The following is a 16,064-nucleotide window of genomic DNA, read 5'->3' as shown; positions in this document are numbered from 1 at the left end:
CGGCCCCGCACCGGTTTCAGGCACGACAAGCGGCCCCGTCCCCGGGGCGGGTCGGCACCGCCTTCGGACTCATCGCTCACCGGCAGGCGCCGGTCCTGGCGGGGCCCGGCGGACGCGTACGGCCTGCGTGACGCCCACGATCCACCCCGCCGGCGCCTCGCACACGACGTTGTCGGCGAAGTACGTCGTCGACACCGGGATCGTGTGGTCCCTGAACACCAGGGGAATATCACTGAGCGTGACCAGGATGGTCGTTGACGTGATCCTGCCGTGCCTGGATGAGGCCGCGGCCCTGCCGTGGGTGCTCGGTCGGTTCCCTGAGGGGTTTCGCCCGATCGTGGTCGACAACGGCTCCGTTGATGGGTCGGGAGAGGTGGCCCGGTCGCTGGGCGCCGTGGTCGTCGAGGAACCGCTGCGTGGGTTCGGCGCGGCGTGTCACGCGGGGGTTTCGGCGGCTGTCACCGAGGTGGTCTGCTTCTGTGACTGCGATGCGAGTCTGGATCCGCGTCAGCTTTCGCGGGTCACCGGACCGGTCCTGGACGGCTCGGCCGATCTGGTGCTGGGGCGCCGTCGGCCGGTCGCGCATGGAGTCTGGCCGTTGCCGGGCCGGCTGGCCAACCGGGAGTTGGCACGGCGTATCCGGCGCCGCACGGGCATCCGGGTACGTGATCTCGGGCCGATGCGGGCTGCCCGGCGTGTGGACCTCCTGGCGTTGGAGTTGGTCGATCGGCGTTGCGGTTATGCGCTGGAGATGGTGGTGCGTGCGGCGGATGCCGGCTGGCGGGTGCGTGAGGTCGAGGTCGACTACCTGCCGCGGATCGGCCGCTCGAAGGTCACCGGGACGTTCCGCGGCTTCCGCCAGGCGGTCCAGGACATGAGCGCGGTGCTCACCCGGTGAAGGGCGGTCGCGCTTTCTCACCTGACGGTACGGCGACGACTCTGCTGGTCATCGCGAAGCGGCCGGTGCCGGGGCGGGTCAAGACACGGCTCGTGCCTCCGTACTCGTTCGAGCAGGCGGCCGCGCTCGCCGAGGCCGCGTTGGCGGACACGTTGCGTGCGGTGCTCGCCGCGCCCGCCTGCCGCCGGGTCCTGGTCCTGGACGGCCGACCCGGGGCGTGGGTCCCGGACGGATTCGAGATCGTCCCCCAGGTGACGGGAGGGCTGGACGAGAGGCTGGCGGCGGCGTTCGCGGAGGTGTCGGGGCCGGCGCTGTTGATCGGTATGGACACTCCGCAGGTCACGCCCGCTCTGCTCACCGTCGACTGGGATGGGGTGGACGCGTGGTTCGGTCCGGCGGCTGACGGTGGCTTTTGGGCCTTGGGATTACGAGAGCCTGACCCGGGCCTGCTGCGGGGCGTGCCCATGTCCACTCCGGTCACCGGTGCCGTACAGCGGGAGCGCCTGTACGCTGTCGGCCTGCGGGTGGCGGATCTTCCGCTGCTGCGCGACGTCGACACCGCCGCGGACGCTGCCGCAGTCGCGCGTATTGCCCCGCGGACCCGTTTCGCTTCCTGCGTACGCGACCTCGCTCCTGCCATCGCCTCGCCACGTCGGCGGTCCGGACCATGACCCTCCCCTCACACGGGGAATCGGGCCCGACGTTGTGGGGAATGGGAGGAAGAGTGGCTTTCGGGGGGAGCCGTGGCAGATCAACCATCGCCGCGAGGCGCACAGAACGAGGCCCGCTCCGCTGATCGACCGGGCCGGCGAGGTGGTGGCCGACGGGGAATCGCGTGGCTGACCGCGCATCCACTGCCCGGGCCGTTCCGCCGCGAGTTCTGGCGCAGCCCGGTGCGCGGTCCGTGGCTGACGTCGGTGTTCGGTGTCGTCCTGCTGGTCGGCATCACCTTGATCGCCATCACTGGATTGTTGTCTTATGCCGCTTACGATCCGCGGTTGGCGGGCAACGACTTGACGCCGCACAAGGGCGTGCTCGGCTTCTACCTGTTCGATTGGCCGACCCGGCCCGTCTGGTTGTACCGGCTCAGCCAGGCGATCCACGTCATCCTCGGGATCACGCTCGTTCCCGTGTTGCTGGCCAAACTGTGGTCGGTCATCCCCAAACTGTTCGACTGGCCTCCGGCGCGTTCGCCGGCTCAGGCACTGGAGCGGCTCAGCCTGCTGCTGCTGGTCGGTGGCGCGGTGTTCGAGTTCGTCACCGGCATCCTCAACATCCAGCTGTTCTACGTCTTTCCCTTCTTCTATCCGGCGCACCTGTACGGGGCGTGGATCTTCCTCGGCGCGTTCGTCGTCCATGTCGCGTTGAAGCTGCCACGGATGATCAGCGCGCTGCGTTCGCGCAGCTTCCGCCGGGAGCTGCGCACCGGTCTGGCGGAGACCCGTCCCGAGCCGCCCGACCCCGACGGTCTGGTCGCGGTCAACCCGGCGGACCCGACCGTCTCGCGGCGTGGACTGCTCGGCTTCGTGGGCGGCGCGTCACTGACCCTGTTCGGGCTGTCGGTCGGCCAAACGATGGACGGGCCGCTGCGGCGTACCGCGTTGCTGTCCCCGCACGGACGCGAATACGGGACGGGGCCCAACGACTTCCAGGTGAACAAGACCGCGGCTGCCAAGGGGATCACGGCCCGCGAGGCCGGACCGGACTGGCGGCTGGAACTGCTCGGCCCGCAGCACCTGCGCCTGTCCCGTCCCGATCTGCTCGCCATGCCCCTGCACACCTACGACCTGCCGATCGCCTGCGTCGAGGGATGGTCCACCCAGCAGGCATGGACCGGTGTGCGCCTGGCCGACCTGGCCCGGCTGGCCGGTGCCACGCCCGGCAGAGACGAGGTTTTCGTCGAGTCCCTCGAACGCGGAGGGGTCTTCGGCCACGTGACCCTCAGCGCCCGCCAGGTCGCGGACCAGGCCTCGCTGCTCGCGCTGCGCGTCAACGGCGCCGACCTGTCCCTCGACCACGGGTTCCCCGCCCGGATCATCGTTCCGAACGCGCCGGGCGTGCACAATACCAAGTGGGTCACCCGGCTCACCTTCCGGCCCGCAGCATCATGAGCACCAAGCCGCCGTCCCAGGGCCTCCGCCGACGGATCGCCACGACCGCCCGTCAGCGGATCACCGCGCATCGCTGGGGCGACCTTCGGCGTCCGCTCGGCGTCGTCCATCAGCAGATCGCCGCGCACTATGGCGCCGACCCCCTGCATCTGCTCGCTCTGCTCGCCTGCTTCGCCCTGGCCGGTTACGCCGCGAGCCGGGTCGCCGACGCGGGGATCTGGGTGGGCTTCGTGATCTGGTTCGTCGGCGCGGCGATCGTGCACGACCTCGTGCTCTTCCCGCTCTACGCGCTCGCCGACGTGGCCGTACAGCGACGCCCGTGGGGGCGGCGCCGACCGGGCCCGCACGTCCGGTGGCGGCCGTGGATCAACTACGTTCGCGTGCCCGCCGGGCTGTCGGCGCTCCTGCTGCTCGTCTGGTTCCCGCTCATCCTCCGGCAGTCCGGAGAGACCTACCGGAAGGCGGTCGGGCTGGGTCTCAGCCCCTATCTGGGGCGGTGGCTCCTGGTCACAGGCCTGCTGTTCGCCGGCTCCGCCATCACCTACGCCGTACGCCTGCGGTCCACGGCGGCCGCACAGCGCGGGCCGCGTCCGAAACGGCGGCCGGAAAGACCCCACCGGGAGTAAGGGGGCCACCTGGTGAGCACACGGCCGATCAGCGATTACGCGTTGTTGGGGGACTGCCGTTCGGCCGCCTTGGTCGCCTCGGACGGCTCGGTCGACTGGCTGTGCTTCCCTCGGTTCGACAGTCCGGCGCTCTTCGCCCGCCTGCTCGATGACGACGCCGGACACTGGTCCATCCGTCCCACCGGTCCGGCCGAGGTCACCCGCAGGTACATCGAGGGCACGCTCGTCCTGGAGACCACCTTCCGCACCCCTGGCGGCACGGCCGTGCTCGTCGACGCACTCGCTCTCGGCAGGCGCGAGCGTGGGCACGGGATCGGCGCGTCCTCTCCGGGTGTCCTTCTCCGCGAAGCGACCTGCGTGGAAGGCGCTGTCACCCTCGCCGTCACCTACGCGCCACGCCCGGAGTTCGGTCTCGTGCGCCCCCTGATGGAGCCGGTGCGCGGTGGCCTGATCGCCCGTGGCGGAGCGCACGTTCTCACTCTGTCGATCCCCGCCGAGTTGCAGACCGACGATGCCACCGCGCATTCCATGGTCACCCTTACGGCTGGGCAACGCTTCGGCCTCGCGCTGCACGCTGGCGCAGCTTGGGAGGCCGAACCGGAGTGCTGGAACCAGCGGCTCATCCACCGCCGGATCAAGGACACCATCGAAGGCTGGCGATCCTGGTCCCGACAACACGCCCGCTACCAGGGGCCCTGGCAGGACCAGGTGGCCCACAGCGGGCGGGTGCTTCGCGCACTGACCTTCGCCCCCACCGGGGCGATCGTCGCCGCGGCCACCACGTCGCTACCGGAGGAGGCCGGTGGAGTACGCAACTGGGACTACCGCTACACCTGGGTCCGCGACGCCAGCCTCACCTTGCAGGCCCTGGACAGCGCGGCGTGTGAGAAGGAGGAAGCGGCGTTCTTCGGCTTCCTCGCCCGCGCGGCGGCCACCAGGCTCGACCACGCCTCCGATCTGCAGATCATGTACGGCGTCGGCGGAGAACGCGATCTCAGCGAACGCCCGCTGCCGCATCTGACCGGCTGGCGCGGCAGTGTCCCCGTACGCGTCGGGAACGACGCATGGCGGCAGCGACAGCTCGACGTCTACGGTGAACTGCTCGACGCCGCCCACCAGCTCCACTCCAACACGGCGCACCGCCAATACGACCCGATCACGCGAACGTTCCTGCTCGGCGCCGCCGAGACGGCCGCCCACCGCTGGCAGGAACCCGATCAAGGCATCTGGGAGATCCGCGGACCGAGCCGCCACTTCCTGCACTCCAAACTCATGTGCTGGGTTGCCCTCGACCGCGCCATCGCCCTCGCTCCCGCCCTCGGAGCAACCGACCGCGTCGGCAACTGGGAACAGGTCCGCGCCAAAATCCGCACGGCGATCCTCACACAAGGCTGGAACCCAGACGTCGGCGCTTTCACCCAGTCCTTCGGCGACCCGAGCCTGGACGCATCCGCATTGACCATCCCCATGGTCGGATTCCTGCCAGGCGATGACCCGCGTGTCCGTGCCACCGTGAACGCCATCGCGACACACCTGGCCGACGTCCGCGGTCTCGTACGCCGGTACACCACCTCGGACGGGCTCCCCGGCGGCGAAGGAGCCTTCCTGCTCTGCACGTTCTGGCTGGCCCACGCCCTCGCCCTGACCGGCCAGTCCGTACGAGCCGACGAGGTGTTCCAGACCGCGGTCTCCCATGCCAACGACGTCGGTCTGCTCGCCGAAGAGGCGGACTCCGCCACCGGCGAGCCCATCGGAAACTTCCCCCAGGCGTTCAGCCACATCGGCCTGATCAACGCCGCGTGCGCTATCCGCGACCGCCAGGGCGCACGCTCTGACGCCGAGCCACCATCCTGAGCTGGAGCGCCTCTGGGCCGTGCGCGCAGCACCCGCCTGCCGGGGAGAGCAGCACATGCCGTGTCTCACCTGTCGTCCCCGCCATGTCGATGGCCGGCAGCCACCCATCGAACGCTGAACTTCTTACAGGATGCGTACAGCCGGCCGCGCCGCCGAACTCTGCGAAGCCCTATCTGGTTAGCGTGCCAGGCATGCGCGTACTCGTCACCGGCTCGTCCGGCTTCATCGGCTCTCACATCGTCGACGCCCTCCACGCACGGGGCGACGACGTCCGCGCGCTCGACCTGCGGTCGGGCGAGGACGTCCGGGACGCCGACACGGTCGAGCGCGCGCTCGCCGGGGTCGACGCGGTCTGCCATCAGGCGGCCAAGGTCGGCCTCGGCGTCGACGTCTCGGACCTCCCGGCGTACGCCTCGGCCAACGTCGTGGGCACCGCCGTGCTGCTCGCCGAGATGGCCCGCGCCGAGGTCGGGCGCCTCGTGCTGGCCTCCTCGATGGTGGTGTACGGCGAAGGCGCCTACGACTGCCCGGACCACGGCCGGGTCCGGCCCCGCCCTCGGGCGGCCGCCGACCTCGCCGCCGGCCGCTTCGAACCGCACTGCCCCACCTGCGCCGCGCCCCTCACCCCGGGCACCGTCGACGAGGACGCGCCGATGGACCCTCGCAACGCCTACGCCGACACCAAACTCGCTCAGGAGCACCTCGCGGCGTCCTGGGCGCGAGCGACCGGCGGGAGCGTCGTGGCGCTGCGCTACCACAACGTGTACGGGCCGCGGATGCCGCGCGACACCCCGTACGCGGGCGTCGCCGCGATCTTCCGCTCCAGCCTCGAACACGGCGAGCGGCCGCTCGTGTTCGAGGACGGCGGCCAGCGGCGCGACTTCGTCCACGTCCGCGACGTCGCCCATGCCAACGTCCTGGCGCTGGAGTCCGAGCCCGATTCGGGGGAACTACGCGCCTACAACCTCGCCAGCGGCGAGCCGCACACCGTCGGCGAGATGGCGACCGCCCTCGCCAAGGCCTACGGCGGCCCTGATCCGGTCGTGACCGGCGACTACCGGCTGGGCGACGTCCGGCACATCGTCGCCGCCCCCGACCGGGCCGCCGCCGAACTCGGCTTCCGCGCCTCGGTCCGCTTCGAAGACGGCATGGCCGAGTTCGCCGGGCGCGCCTGAGCAGTCCCGCGAAACAACGTGTGCATCACCATGGCGAACGCGCAACGGCCTCGATCACCAGGGCGGTCGCCGTCTGGGCGAGCAGCATCGTACGGGCCGGTGGCCGGTGGACGGCCGTCACGGTCACGACCCACGCCGCATACGGGATCCAGATGCGCTCGACCTCACCGGTTGTGACGCCGGACAAGTCCAGCGCGAACACCCCCGCGAGTGCGGCCGCAGCGAGCCACCCGAGTCCGTCCGGGCCAGAGCGTCCTCGCCCGCCAGGTGGAGTGGTGAGCACGGGTCCGACGGCGCGCCGCAGCGCGGTCGGCAGCGCTTTCGCGCCCGCCGGGCCGATCAGAAGGGCCAAGACAGCGAGGTTGCCGACGAGAAAGTACCCGTACGGTCGCCTGGATCCATGAGAGATGAGCCAGGCGACATGTGTTCCCAGCACCCCATCCCACCAGGAGAACCCGGCGATGGTAAAGGCGGCCGGAACGACCAGGAACCCGGCCGCGAGCGCCATGAGAACCGGCCAGGCCGATCGCGTCAGAACGAGTACCACGAGCGGAAGTGCGAAGATCGGCAGCAGGCCATAACTCAGGTACGGCAGGGACCCCAGCAGCAGCCCGCCCGCGAACGCGGCCATCACCCGCTTGGATGACCCGATACGCGCGCTCCGGCCGACCATGCCGTTCGGGGACGAACCCGAATCGGCGGCCGCGACAGCGACCAATGCCACCGCCCACGCCGCCACCCCGAGAAAGAAGGCGTCCATACTGGTGGCGATCCACAGCGCGACCGGCGAGAGCACAAGGAACGGCACCGCCCGGCGCGCGACGTCCTCACCGGCGATCACCCGCACGGTGACCGCGATGGCAGCCGCCGCCGAACCCCCGACCGCGATCACAAAGGCGGCCGCCCACCCCGGACCGGCCAGCCCCATCCACTGGATCGTCCACAGAACCAGCATGGGCAGCGGCGGATGCCCCTTCACGTGAGTGGGAAGCGCCTGCATCTCCGAGGTGAAACCGCGCAGCCAGTCCAGGGGGTCATCATCCATCGCAGGCAACTCGGCGAGGTACTCCGTCGGGGTAGTCAGCGGCCGGGAAATGCCATCGGGAAGCTGGAGCACCACCGCCCAGCCCACCGAACCCAGCCACGCGACCGCCAGCAGCGGCCGCCACGGCAACCGCCGCGCCGTCACCGGCAGGACCGCGACCCCGACCAGTCCAAGGGCCACCGCGGGCAGCAAGGGACGGAGCAGTAACCGAGCCTCGGCATGCAGCGGCGGGAACGCATCCACCGGCATCTCCCCGGCCCGGCGCAGGAGTGCGCCTATCCCGAATGCGCCGATGATCAGCGCAGCCCAGCCGACGAGAGGCAACCAGACCACCCAAGCCGGTTTCCGCCGTACCGATCCGCGATTCCGCACGTGGCGTGACCGTCCTGGAAGTTGGCGGGCTCCTGCCTTCTGACCGGTATGTGAAGGTGGCCCATCGCCCGACTCCGAACAGGGCTGAGACCGGTCGTGCCTTGAGTCGGCGTCTGACCTCACCGGCCGAAAGCGGATCATCCCTTCACCGTAGGCGTGACCAGGCAAGATATTCGGCTACGCCGTCACTGTAAAGATTGATTTCGAGGACCGAGCGTGCGACGACTGTGGCGAAGCGCGGCATCGGTCTTGCCTGCCTACGGTGCGGTTTCGCCAAGTCGCCCGCCTGGTCCAGACTGCTCGACAAGCCGCCCCCGGCGTTCGCTGCGGCCGAACTCGTTGGCTATTGCCTTCCCGGCGGAGCGCTCTCAGCGCGTGACGGCAGCGAGCCGCTGCACGCCTCCACATGCGGCCGGTGGCGTCCCAAGCCCGGGAGCGGTTCATCGCAGCGCGGCGGTTGCGCCTGGCCGCCGTCGGCGTCAGGTCACCACTGGGTGATGAGCGGCGTGTCCGGTTCGTGCTGCCGCCAGGCTTCGGTGAGGCGGGCGAGGCGGGTGGGGGCGGCGATGCCGCGCACGGTTGCGATCTTGCCGCCGGTGATGTCGAACGTCACGGCGCCGATGACCTGGTCGCCGATCACGAAGAGGATGGCGGGGGCGCCGTTGACGAGCGCATAGTGGATGGCGGGCGTGCCGCCGGCGAATCGCCGTTTCGCGGGTGTGGGTGTGAAGCCGGCCCGTGCCACGGCGGCGATGCGCTGCGGAGTGTCGTACCGCAGCAGCTTCTCGGTCAGGCCGGCGCCGTCGGAGATCGCGGTCGCGTCATCGGTGAGTAGCGCCACCAGCCGCTCGGTGCGGCCCGAGAAGGCGGCGGCGAGGAATTCCTCGACGACCCTGCGGGCGGATGCCGGGTCGACTTCGCCGCCCCCGTGGCGGCGCGCGGCGGCGATGCGGCGCCGGGCCCGGTGGAGATGCTGCTGGCTTGCGGAATCGGTGATGTCGAGGATCTCGGCGATCTCGGCGTGGCTGTAGGAGAACGCTTCGCGCAGGAGGTAGACGGCCCGCTCGAGGGGCGACAGGCGCTCCATGAGCGTCAGCACGGCCAGGGAGACCGATTCGCGCTGCTCGAAAGTGTCGGCCGGGCCGAGCATCGGGTCGCCGTCGAGGAGCGGTTCGGGCAGCCAGGCGCCAGCGGTGCGTTCGCGGCGGGCTTGTGCCGAGCGGAGCCGGTCGAGGCACAGGTTGGTGACGACCTTGGTCAACCATGCTTCCGGCACCTTGATCCGCTGCCGGTCCGCGGCCTGCCAGTGCAGGAACGCATCCTGCACGACGTCCTCGGCATCGGCGGCGGAGCCCAGCAACCGGTACGCCAGCGAGGCCAGCCGGTTCCGGCTGGCCTCGAACCGGCTGGTGTCGAAGCGATCCGTGGCGGTGCTGTCCACGCGGACCACCCCACCCTATGAGGCGGCTACGCGAGCCTTCTCGGCGTACGCGACCGCCTTCTCGGCGGTCGCGTCCGGCGCGGCGGCCAGGCGGTGCTTGCGCTTGGGCAGGCCGAAGGTCGGGTGCGAGGTGGCCCACAGCGACATCTTGACGATGCCCGCCTTGATCCGCCCGGCCTTCCGGCCGCCCACGTACTTCGGCTTTGCTCGCCCTTCGTCGTCGACCATCTGCACGATCCCGTCCCGCCGCCCGAGACTGATGTGGTTGCCGTAGTAGAGCAGCTTGGTGTGTGGGGCCTTGCCCCCGGTCAGGCGTCCCACGATCGCCTCGACGGCCTGCCTGCCGGTGTATCCGGCCGAAGCGCAGGACATCGGCAGCGGCCGGCCGTTGTCGCCGATGGCGTAGGCGCTGTCACCGGTGGCGTAGACGTTCGGGTGCGAGACCGACCGCATGGTGCGATCGACGACGATCTGCCCGTTCCCGGTGACCTCCAGCCCGCCGGCGGCGGCGATGGGGTCGACCGCGAACCCGGCCGTCCACACGGTTGCGTCGGACGCCAGGGCGGTGCCGTCGGCGCACAGCACCCGCGTCGCTTCGACGGCTTCGACGCTGGTGTGCTCCAGGACGGTGATGCCCAGCCGGTCGCAGGCCCGGCACAGGTGGCTTCGGGCTCCGGCGGAGAGCCGGGCGCCCAACTCGCCGCGGGCGACCAGCGCCACCGCCAGGCCGGGCCGGGATTCGGCGATCTCGGTGGCGGTCTCGATGCCGGTCAACCCGTCGCCGACGACCACCACACGCCCGCCCTCACCCCGCCTGCCCAGGCTGTCCAGGCGCTCGCGCAGACGCAGCGCCGAGGGCCTGGCGGCCACATCGAAGGCGTGCTCGGCCGCGCCGGGGACGGCGTGGTCGGCACCGTGGCTGCCGAGCGCGTACAAAAGCGTGTCGTAGCCGAGCTCGCCGCCGCCGTCGGCGTCGGCCACGGCGACGACCTGGCCCTCGGGGTCGACGGCGGTGACACGGGCCACGCGCAGCCGTATCCCCGTGCCCGCGAAGACGTCGGCGAGCTTCGGAGCCTCGATCTCCCGGCCGACCGCCAACTGGTGCAGCCGCAGCCGCTGGACGAAATCCGGCACGGCGTTGACCACGGTGATCTCGATGTCCGCCGGGGACAGCCGGCGGGCCAGGTTCCCGGCCACATAGGCCCCGGCATAACCGGCGCCGAGGACGACGATGCGGTGCTTCATGCGATGCTCCTGTCGGTTCGCTTGCTCCCGGTGACTTGAGCGGAACAGCGCCCCGATCGCTGACAGAAACTGCATGTGGCTTGGGTCACAGAGCGACAGGAGCGAGGACCTCCCGCGACTAAAGAGGACGGACCTCCCGCGACTAAAACGGAATCCGTCAGCCTCTTAGCCTGGCAACCACCAGGCACCTCACGTCACACCACCGGTATCTACAAAGAGCGCAATCCCCCGTGCCTCTGCCTCCCACCCAACGCGGCGAGCGCCGGGTTGTGGTGCGGACCCGCGTCAGCCAACCAGTACGCGCCATCGCCGACCACGCCTGTGCCTCGGAAGCGAGACTGGGTTACCGCGGGGGTCCGGACAGCAGCATGGTCCGCTCGGGTCCCTTGCCGGCCAGCACCACAACGTCACCTGGCCTGGCCATCTCCATGGCCCGCCGGATCGCGATGCGCCGGTCGAGGATCACCTCGTGGTCGGTACCACGGCGCCGACCCGCCGCCCCCGATTCGATCTACGCGGCAAGCTCGCCGGGATTCCCGATCGCCGCGCCTCCTGGCAGCTCGCCGTTCTCCGCCCGGTAGGCCAGGGCCCACTGCCACGCCTCCCGCTGCAAGCACTTGCGCAGATCAGCCACCTCCGTGGTGTCGTCCCTGAGACCCTCCTGAAAAGACTCGCCCGCGACGGTTCAGGCTCCGTGTCTCCTCTCGCCAGGCTCCCGACAATGAGGAGCGTCCACGGCAGCCACCGGACGCTGACACCGGTCCGGGTGGCCAGCAGTACGGACATCGAGGAGGCGCCGACCATCCCATCGACGCTGAGCGGGATCAGCGTCGCGTTCAGCGCTGCCTCACCGTGGCGGACGGTGAGTTCGCGCATGTGGCCGAAGCTGACCACGGCAGCGATCAGCGCAAGGGACACGACACTGACCGTGGTGGTACGGCGAATACAGGAGTCGGCCGGGCCATACGACGTACGCTGTGATCGACGAGGGTGGCAATTGCGGCTTCGCTCATCTGCTCCTGGACGCTGACGTACGCGGCCAGGCCGCCACCCACATGCCTTCCCCACCTGTCGGGTCACGACCCGCGCGCATCTCTCGGGCGACCGGGCGTTCACCCGGCCGCGCGTTCCACCAGTTCTTGGACGCGCTGTGGCGCGTAGATGCCGTCCACCAGGAGCTCTGCCAGACCGAGGATGCCCGCGTTGGGGTCGAGCTCGCTGCGGACGATCTGCAGGTTGCGGGTCGCCAGAGGGAGTGAACGCCGGTAGACCACCTCGCGGATGCCGGCGAACAGTTGCTCATCGGTGTGGGCGAGCTGGCCACCAATGGCGATGACGCGCGGGTTGAAGAGATTTACGGTGTCGGCTATCGCGCCGCCGAGGATGCGCGCCGCGCGCCGGGCCAGCCGTACGGCGACGAGATCGCCGCTGCGGATCAGCCGTACGGCGTCGTTGACGGTGGTCACCTCACGCCCGGCGTCCCGGAGATCACGGACGAGAGCCCAGCCCCCGGCATAGGCCTCCACACAGCCCGCGTTGCCGCATCGGCAGATCGGCGGCTCGGCGACGTCCTCGACGGTCACCTGGATATGACCGACATCGCCGGCAGCGCCGTCCGCTCCCCGGTGGACCTGACCGCCGGCGATGAGGCCGGTGCCGACCCCCGTGCCGATCTTGACCATGAGCAGGTGCGCCACGTCGGGATAGCGCAGGCGCTGCTCGCCGACGGCCATCGCGTTGACATCCTTGTCGACCAGGACCGGGCAGTCGTAGCGACGGGTGAACCATCCGGGGATGTCATAACGGTCCCAGCCGGTCATGATGGGCGGGCTGACCACCCGGCCGGTGGCGAAGTCCACGGGGCCGGGAACGTCGATTCCCACGCCGAGCACGTTCTCCTCGGCCTGCCGGGTCTCCTCGAGCATCTCCGTGAACAGCCGGTGCACGAGAGTGAGGATGGCCTCCGGACCGCTTGTCACATCGGCGTCGGCCGCCCGCTCTGCGCGGACCGCGCCCCCGAGGTCGCACAGAGCGGCGCGCAGCCCGGTCGCGCCGACATCGGCCACCAGGAGCACACCACGGTCGCGGTTGACGACGAACTGGCTGGCCGGCCTCGGGTGCGGGCCTCCTCCGGTGCCGGGACCAGTAGCCCCGCCGCGAGGAGGCTGTCGAGACGCTGGTTGACGGCTGTCCGGGACAGTCCGCTGTGGCGCATAACGTCGGCTTTGGTCAGGCCGTCGCGGACATCACGGAACAGGCCGAACACCTCACCGTGACTGACCCCCGCTCGCAAGGCGGCGGCGTTACCCCTATCCACAAGATCACCTTACCCGCGTGCTACTGGAGACGAAAGTATCGCATGTTACGACTTTAAAAGACGAAACAGGGGTTGTCGGAATCCCGAAGTGCCCGTATGTTCGTCGCACTGAAGGCGAAAGGAGCGCTCCGATGCGAGTGCAGAAGACGGCAGGCCGGATCACGGCGGTGACGGTCGTGGTGACCGCCGGTGTACTGGGGCTGGGTGCCTGCGGTTCCGGCGGTTCGGGCGGCTCCGGCGGCGGTGCGAAGGTCGCCGCTGTGATCAAAGGACTGGACAATCCGTTCTTCCAGACCATGAAGCAGGGGATCGACGAGCAGGCCCGGGCGGGCGGGGTCTCGACGACCGTGCAGGCCGCGAACGCGATCACTGACACGACGGGGCAGGCGGAGAAGCTCAATGCTCTCGCCGGCCAGCCCTACTCCTGCTTCATCGTCAACCCGATCTCCGGCACCAACCTGGTGCAGGGCCTCGCCAAGATCGCTGCGCTCAAGAAGACGATCGTCAACATCGACAGCCCGATCGACGCCAAGGCGGCCAAGACCGCGAAGGCGACTCCGGCCACGTACATCGGCACCGACAACGTCCAGGCCGGCAAGATGGCCGGCGAGCAGATGGCCAAGCTGGTCGGCTCCGGGGGCGACGTCGCCGTCATCGGCGGCATCGCCGGAGACGTCACCAGTGGCGCGCGGATCACGGGGTTCGGGCAGGGCATCGGCCCGAAACTGAAGATCGTCCAGACTGTCGCCGCGGACTGGGATCGGCAGACCGCGCTCACGGCGGCGACCAACGTCCTGCGTGCTCATCCCAATCTGACCGGCTTCTTCGTCGCCAACGACGACATGGGACTCGGTGTGGCGCGGGCCATCGCCAACGCCGGCAAGACCGGCAAGGTGAAGGTCATCAGTGTCGACGGCATCAAAGACGCCCTCGACGCGGTCAAGAGCGGTTCACTCGACGCCACCGTCGCGCAGTACCCATACGCGATCGGCTTGATGGGCGTCGAGGCCTGCCAGGCCGCCGCCAAGGGCAAGACGCTGCCCACGGATGTCAAGGCCCCTGTCGAACTGGTCACCAAGGACAACGCCGACAAGGCCCTGGCCGCCACGCCCAAGCCGTTCGGCTCCTACGACGACCCGTTCAAGGCACTCGGCAAGTAACGGCGACCCGCGGTCCCGGACGGGAGCATCACACCCCCGGGACGCCGTCGCGACCAGAAGGACGGAAATGGCAGACGTACAGCTCGCGGTGCCCGGCCGCGACGCCTGGTCCAGGCGACTACGGGACATCGGCTTCTGGGCCGAATGGGCGGCCCTCATCGGACTCGTCGTCCTGGTAGTCGTCTTCCAGAGCCTCAACTCCACATTCCTGAGCACCGGCAACGTCCAGTCGATGCTCGTGGCCGCCGCGATCCTGATCATCCTGGCGGTCGGTCAGACGTTCGTGATCAGCACCGCCGGCATCGACCTGTCGGTCGCCTCCACCATGACCCTCGGCGCGGTCGTGTTCGGCCAGGCCTACACGAGTGGCTGGGGACTGCCGCTGTCCGCCGTCGTCGCCGTCGTCGCCTCGGCCGCGCTCGGCGTGGTCAACGGAACGCTCATCGCCCGGGGGAAGATCACCGACTTCATCGTCACGCTCGGGACGCTCTCGGCGGCCTCCGGGCTCGCGCTGATCCTGTCCAACGGCAAGCCGGTGACCATCGTGGATCCGTTCCTGCTGCGCCTGTCCACCGGCGGTGTCGGGATCTTCGGGTGGTCGTTCATCATCGCGGCCGTCGTCGCCGTCCTCGCGCACGTGGTGCTCTTTCACAGCCGCTTCGGCACGCATGTGCTGGCGACCGGCGGTGCGCCGGAGTCGGCCACGGCCATGGGCATCAGCACCCGGCGGATCAAGATCGCCGTCTACACGATCTCAGGAACCCTGGCCGGACTGGGTGCGATCCTGCTCGTGGCCAGGGTCGGAGCCGCCGAGCCGGCCGCCAACACCGCCTTCCTGCTCAACTCGGTCGCCGCGGTCGTGCTCGGCGGGGTCAGCCTCTTCGGCGGACGCGGCACCATCACCGGCCCGGTCATCGGTGCGTTGTTGCTGACGGCGCTGGTCAACGGGCTCACGCTGCTGGGGGTCTCCCAGTTCTACCAGCCCCTCGCCGTCGGCATCGTCGTGGTGCTGGCCGCACTCATGACGAGGTTCCAGCGATGACTGTTCAGCCGAAGCCGGCCGACCCTGCCGGAGACATCCTGCTCGAATGCGAGAACATCTCGCTGTCCTTCGGAAACGTCCACGCCCTCGTCGAGGCATCCCTCACCCTGCGCAAAGGGGAGATCACAGCCCTGGTGGGTGACAACGGCGCGGGCAAGTCGACCCTGGTCCGCTGCGTCTCCGGGATCCACCGGCCCGACGGCGGACGCGTGCTCCTCGACGGCCGACCGACCGACTTCCGGTCCCCCGAGGACGCGCGCACGGCCGGTATCGAGACCGTCCACCAGAATCTCGCGCTCGTCGAAGACCTCACCGTCTGGCAGAACCTGTTCCTCAACCGGGAGCTCGTCCGGCGGCTGGGTCCCATCGCGATCCTCGATCGCCGGGCCATGCAGGCCCGCGCGCAGGAGATGGTGTCCACACTGGCGGTGAACGTCCCGGCGGTGAGGTCGCGCGTCCGGCGGCTGTCCGGCGGTCAGCGCCAGGCGGTGGCCATCTGCCGGGCGGCCGGCTTCAGCTCCCGGCTGGTCATCATGGACGAGCCCACTGCCGCCCTCGGCGTCCAGGAGACCGCCCGGGTGGAGGAGCTCATCCTCGGGCTCCGCGACGAGGGACATGCCATCCTGCTGATCAGCCACGACTTCGCGCAGGTCATGCGGCTCAGCGACCAGGTATGGGTGATGCGAGCCGGCCGCTGTGTCGGCGGCCGCCGCACGTCCGACACGACGGGCGAGGAGATCGTCGCCCTCATCACCGGCGCCAAGAGCCACTGATCCCG

16 protein-coding genes and 1 pseudogene are annotated in these 16,064 nt (G+C 69.9%); 9 read left to right on the top strand and 8 right to left on the bottom strand.

Going from position 1 to position 16,064, the window contains the following annotated elements; genetic code table 11:
* Nucleotides 1–69: 69 nt before the first annotated feature.
* Nucleotides 70–219: a hypothetical protein gene (locus ACYVF7_RS03890; protein WP_460334943.1), complete on the bottom strand. Its 150-nt coding sequence runs from the start codon at nucleotides 217–219 to the stop codon at nucleotides 70–72.
* Nucleotides 220–247: 28 nt separating this feature from the next.
* Here ACYVF7_RS03890 and ACYVF7_RS03885 point away from each other — a divergent pair, with 28 nt between their 5' ends.
* The 6 genes from ACYVF7_RS03885 to ACYVF7_RS03860 all read left to right on the top strand — a co-directional run bounded on the left by ACYVF7_RS03885 (nucleotide 248) and on the right by ACYVF7_RS03860 (nucleotide 6,664).
* On the top strand, nucleotides 248–898 hold the full coding sequence (locus tag ACYVF7_RS03885) for a glycosyltransferase family 2 protein (protein WP_460334940.1): 651 nt from the start codon (nucleotides 248–250) through the stop codon (nucleotides 896–898).
* Nucleotides 895–1,569 (top strand): TIGR04282 family arsenosugar biosynthesis glycosyltransferase, encoded by a 675-nt coding sequence (locus tag ACYVF7_RS03880; RefSeq protein ID WP_460334938.1) that lies wholly within the window; start codon nucleotides 895–897, stop codon nucleotides 1,567–1,569. The genes ACYVF7_RS03885 and ACYVF7_RS03880 overlap by 4 nt, the downstream gene beginning before the upstream one ends.
* 327 nt (nucleotides 1,570–1,896) lie before the next feature.
* Nucleotides 1,897–3,009 carry a molybdopterin-dependent oxidoreductase gene (locus ACYVF7_RS03875; protein ID WP_460334935.1) on the top strand — a complete coding sequence of 371 codons (1,113 nt, stop codon included), beginning with the start codon at nucleotides 1,897–1,899 and terminating at the stop codon, nucleotides 3,007–3,009.
* Nucleotides 3,006–3,635 (top strand): hypothetical protein, encoded by a 630-nt coding sequence (locus tag ACYVF7_RS03870; protein WP_460334932.1) that lies wholly within the window; start codon nucleotides 3,006–3,008, stop codon nucleotides 3,633–3,635. The genes ACYVF7_RS03875 and ACYVF7_RS03870 overlap by 4 nt, the downstream gene beginning before the upstream one ends.
* Nucleotides 3,636–3,647: 12 nt before the next feature.
* On the top strand, nucleotides 3,648–5,489 hold the full coding sequence (locus ACYVF7_RS03865; protein ID WP_460334929.1) for a glycoside hydrolase family 15 protein: 1,842 nt from the start codon (nucleotides 3,648–3,650) through the stop codon (nucleotides 5,487–5,489).
* A 191-nt stretch (nucleotides 5,490–5,680) separates the two neighbouring features.
* Nucleotides 5,681–6,664 carry an NAD-dependent epimerase/dehydratase family protein gene (locus ACYVF7_RS03860; protein ID WP_460334927.1) on the top strand — a complete coding sequence of 328 codons (984 nt, stop codon included), beginning with the start codon at nucleotides 5,681–5,683 and terminating at the stop codon, nucleotides 6,662–6,664.
* Between the two features lie 25 nt (nucleotides 6,665–6,689).
* On the opposite strand, the gene ACYVF7_RS03855 is transcribed toward ACYVF7_RS03860, so the two are convergent.
* The 7 genes and pseudogenes from ACYVF7_RS03855 to ACYVF7_RS03825 all read right to left on the bottom strand — a co-directional run bounded on the left by ACYVF7_RS03855 (nucleotide 6,690) and on the right by ACYVF7_RS03825 (nucleotide 12,833).
* Entirely contained in the window at nucleotides 6,690–8,042 is a 1,353-nt protein-coding gene (locus ACYVF7_RS03855; protein WP_460334924.1) for a hypothetical protein, read from the bottom strand.
* Nucleotides 8,043–8,565: 523 nt separating this feature from the next.
* Nucleotides 8,566–9,522: a sigma-70 family RNA polymerase sigma factor gene (locus ACYVF7_RS03850; RefSeq protein ID WP_460334921.1), complete on the bottom strand. Its 957-nt coding sequence runs from the start codon at nucleotides 9,520–9,522 to the stop codon at nucleotides 8,566–8,568.
* A gap of 15 nt (nucleotides 9,523–9,537) precedes the next feature.
* Entirely contained in the window at nucleotides 9,538–10,767 is a 1,230-nt protein-coding gene (locus ACYVF7_RS03845; RefSeq protein ID WP_460334918.1) for an NAD(P)/FAD-dependent oxidoreductase, read from the bottom strand.
* A gap of 343 nt (nucleotides 10,768–11,110) precedes the next feature.
* Entirely contained in the window at nucleotides 11,111–11,233 is a 123-nt protein-coding gene (locus ACYVF7_RS03840) for a hypothetical protein (RefSeq protein ID WP_460334915.1), read from the bottom strand.
* 45 nt (nucleotides 11,234–11,278) lie between these two features.
* On the bottom strand, nucleotides 11,279–11,401 hold the full coding sequence (locus ACYVF7_RS03835; RefSeq protein WP_460358619.1) for a hypothetical protein: 123 nt from the start codon (nucleotides 11,399–11,401) through the stop codon (nucleotides 11,279–11,281).
* A 92-nt stretch (nucleotides 11,402–11,493) separates the two neighbouring features.
* A pseudogene (locus ACYVF7_RS03830) lies at nucleotides 11,494–11,685 on the bottom strand (DUF2637 domain-containing protein); the annotation flags it as partial.
* Between the two features lie 194 nt (nucleotides 11,686–11,879).
* Nucleotides 11,880–12,833 (bottom strand): ROK family protein, encoded by a 954-nt coding sequence (locus tag ACYVF7_RS03825; protein WP_460334912.1) that lies wholly within the window; start codon nucleotides 12,831–12,833, stop codon nucleotides 11,880–11,882.
* A gap of 382 nt (nucleotides 12,834–13,215) precedes the next feature.
* Between ACYVF7_RS03825 and ACYVF7_RS03820 the strand changes: the two genes are divergently transcribed.
* The 3 genes from ACYVF7_RS03820 (at nucleotide 13,216) to ACYVF7_RS03810 (ending at nucleotide 16,059) form a co-directional block, all read left to right on the top strand.
* Nucleotides 13,216–14,244, top strand: coding sequence for a sugar ABC transporter substrate-binding protein (locus tag ACYVF7_RS03820; protein WP_460334909.1), 1,029 nt, complete (start codon nucleotides 13,216–13,218; stop codon nucleotides 14,242–14,244).
* 67 nt (nucleotides 14,245–14,311) lie between these two features.
* Nucleotides 14,312–15,286 (top strand): ABC transporter permease, encoded by a 975-nt coding sequence (locus tag ACYVF7_RS03815; protein WP_460334906.1) that lies wholly within the window; start codon nucleotides 14,312–14,314, stop codon nucleotides 15,284–15,286.
* Nucleotides 15,283–16,059: an ATP-binding cassette domain-containing protein gene (locus ACYVF7_RS03810; protein ID WP_460334903.1), complete on the top strand. Its 777-nt coding sequence runs from the start codon at nucleotides 15,283–15,285 to the stop codon at nucleotides 16,057–16,059. The genes ACYVF7_RS03815 and ACYVF7_RS03810 overlap by 4 nt, the downstream gene beginning before the upstream one ends.
* Nucleotides 16,060–16,064 lie beyond the last annotated feature (5 nt).

The sequence above is a fragment of the Actinoallomurus acanthiterrae genome, from assembly GCF_054775715.1.
This window is presented reverse-complemented; position numbering and strand designations above follow the sequence as displayed.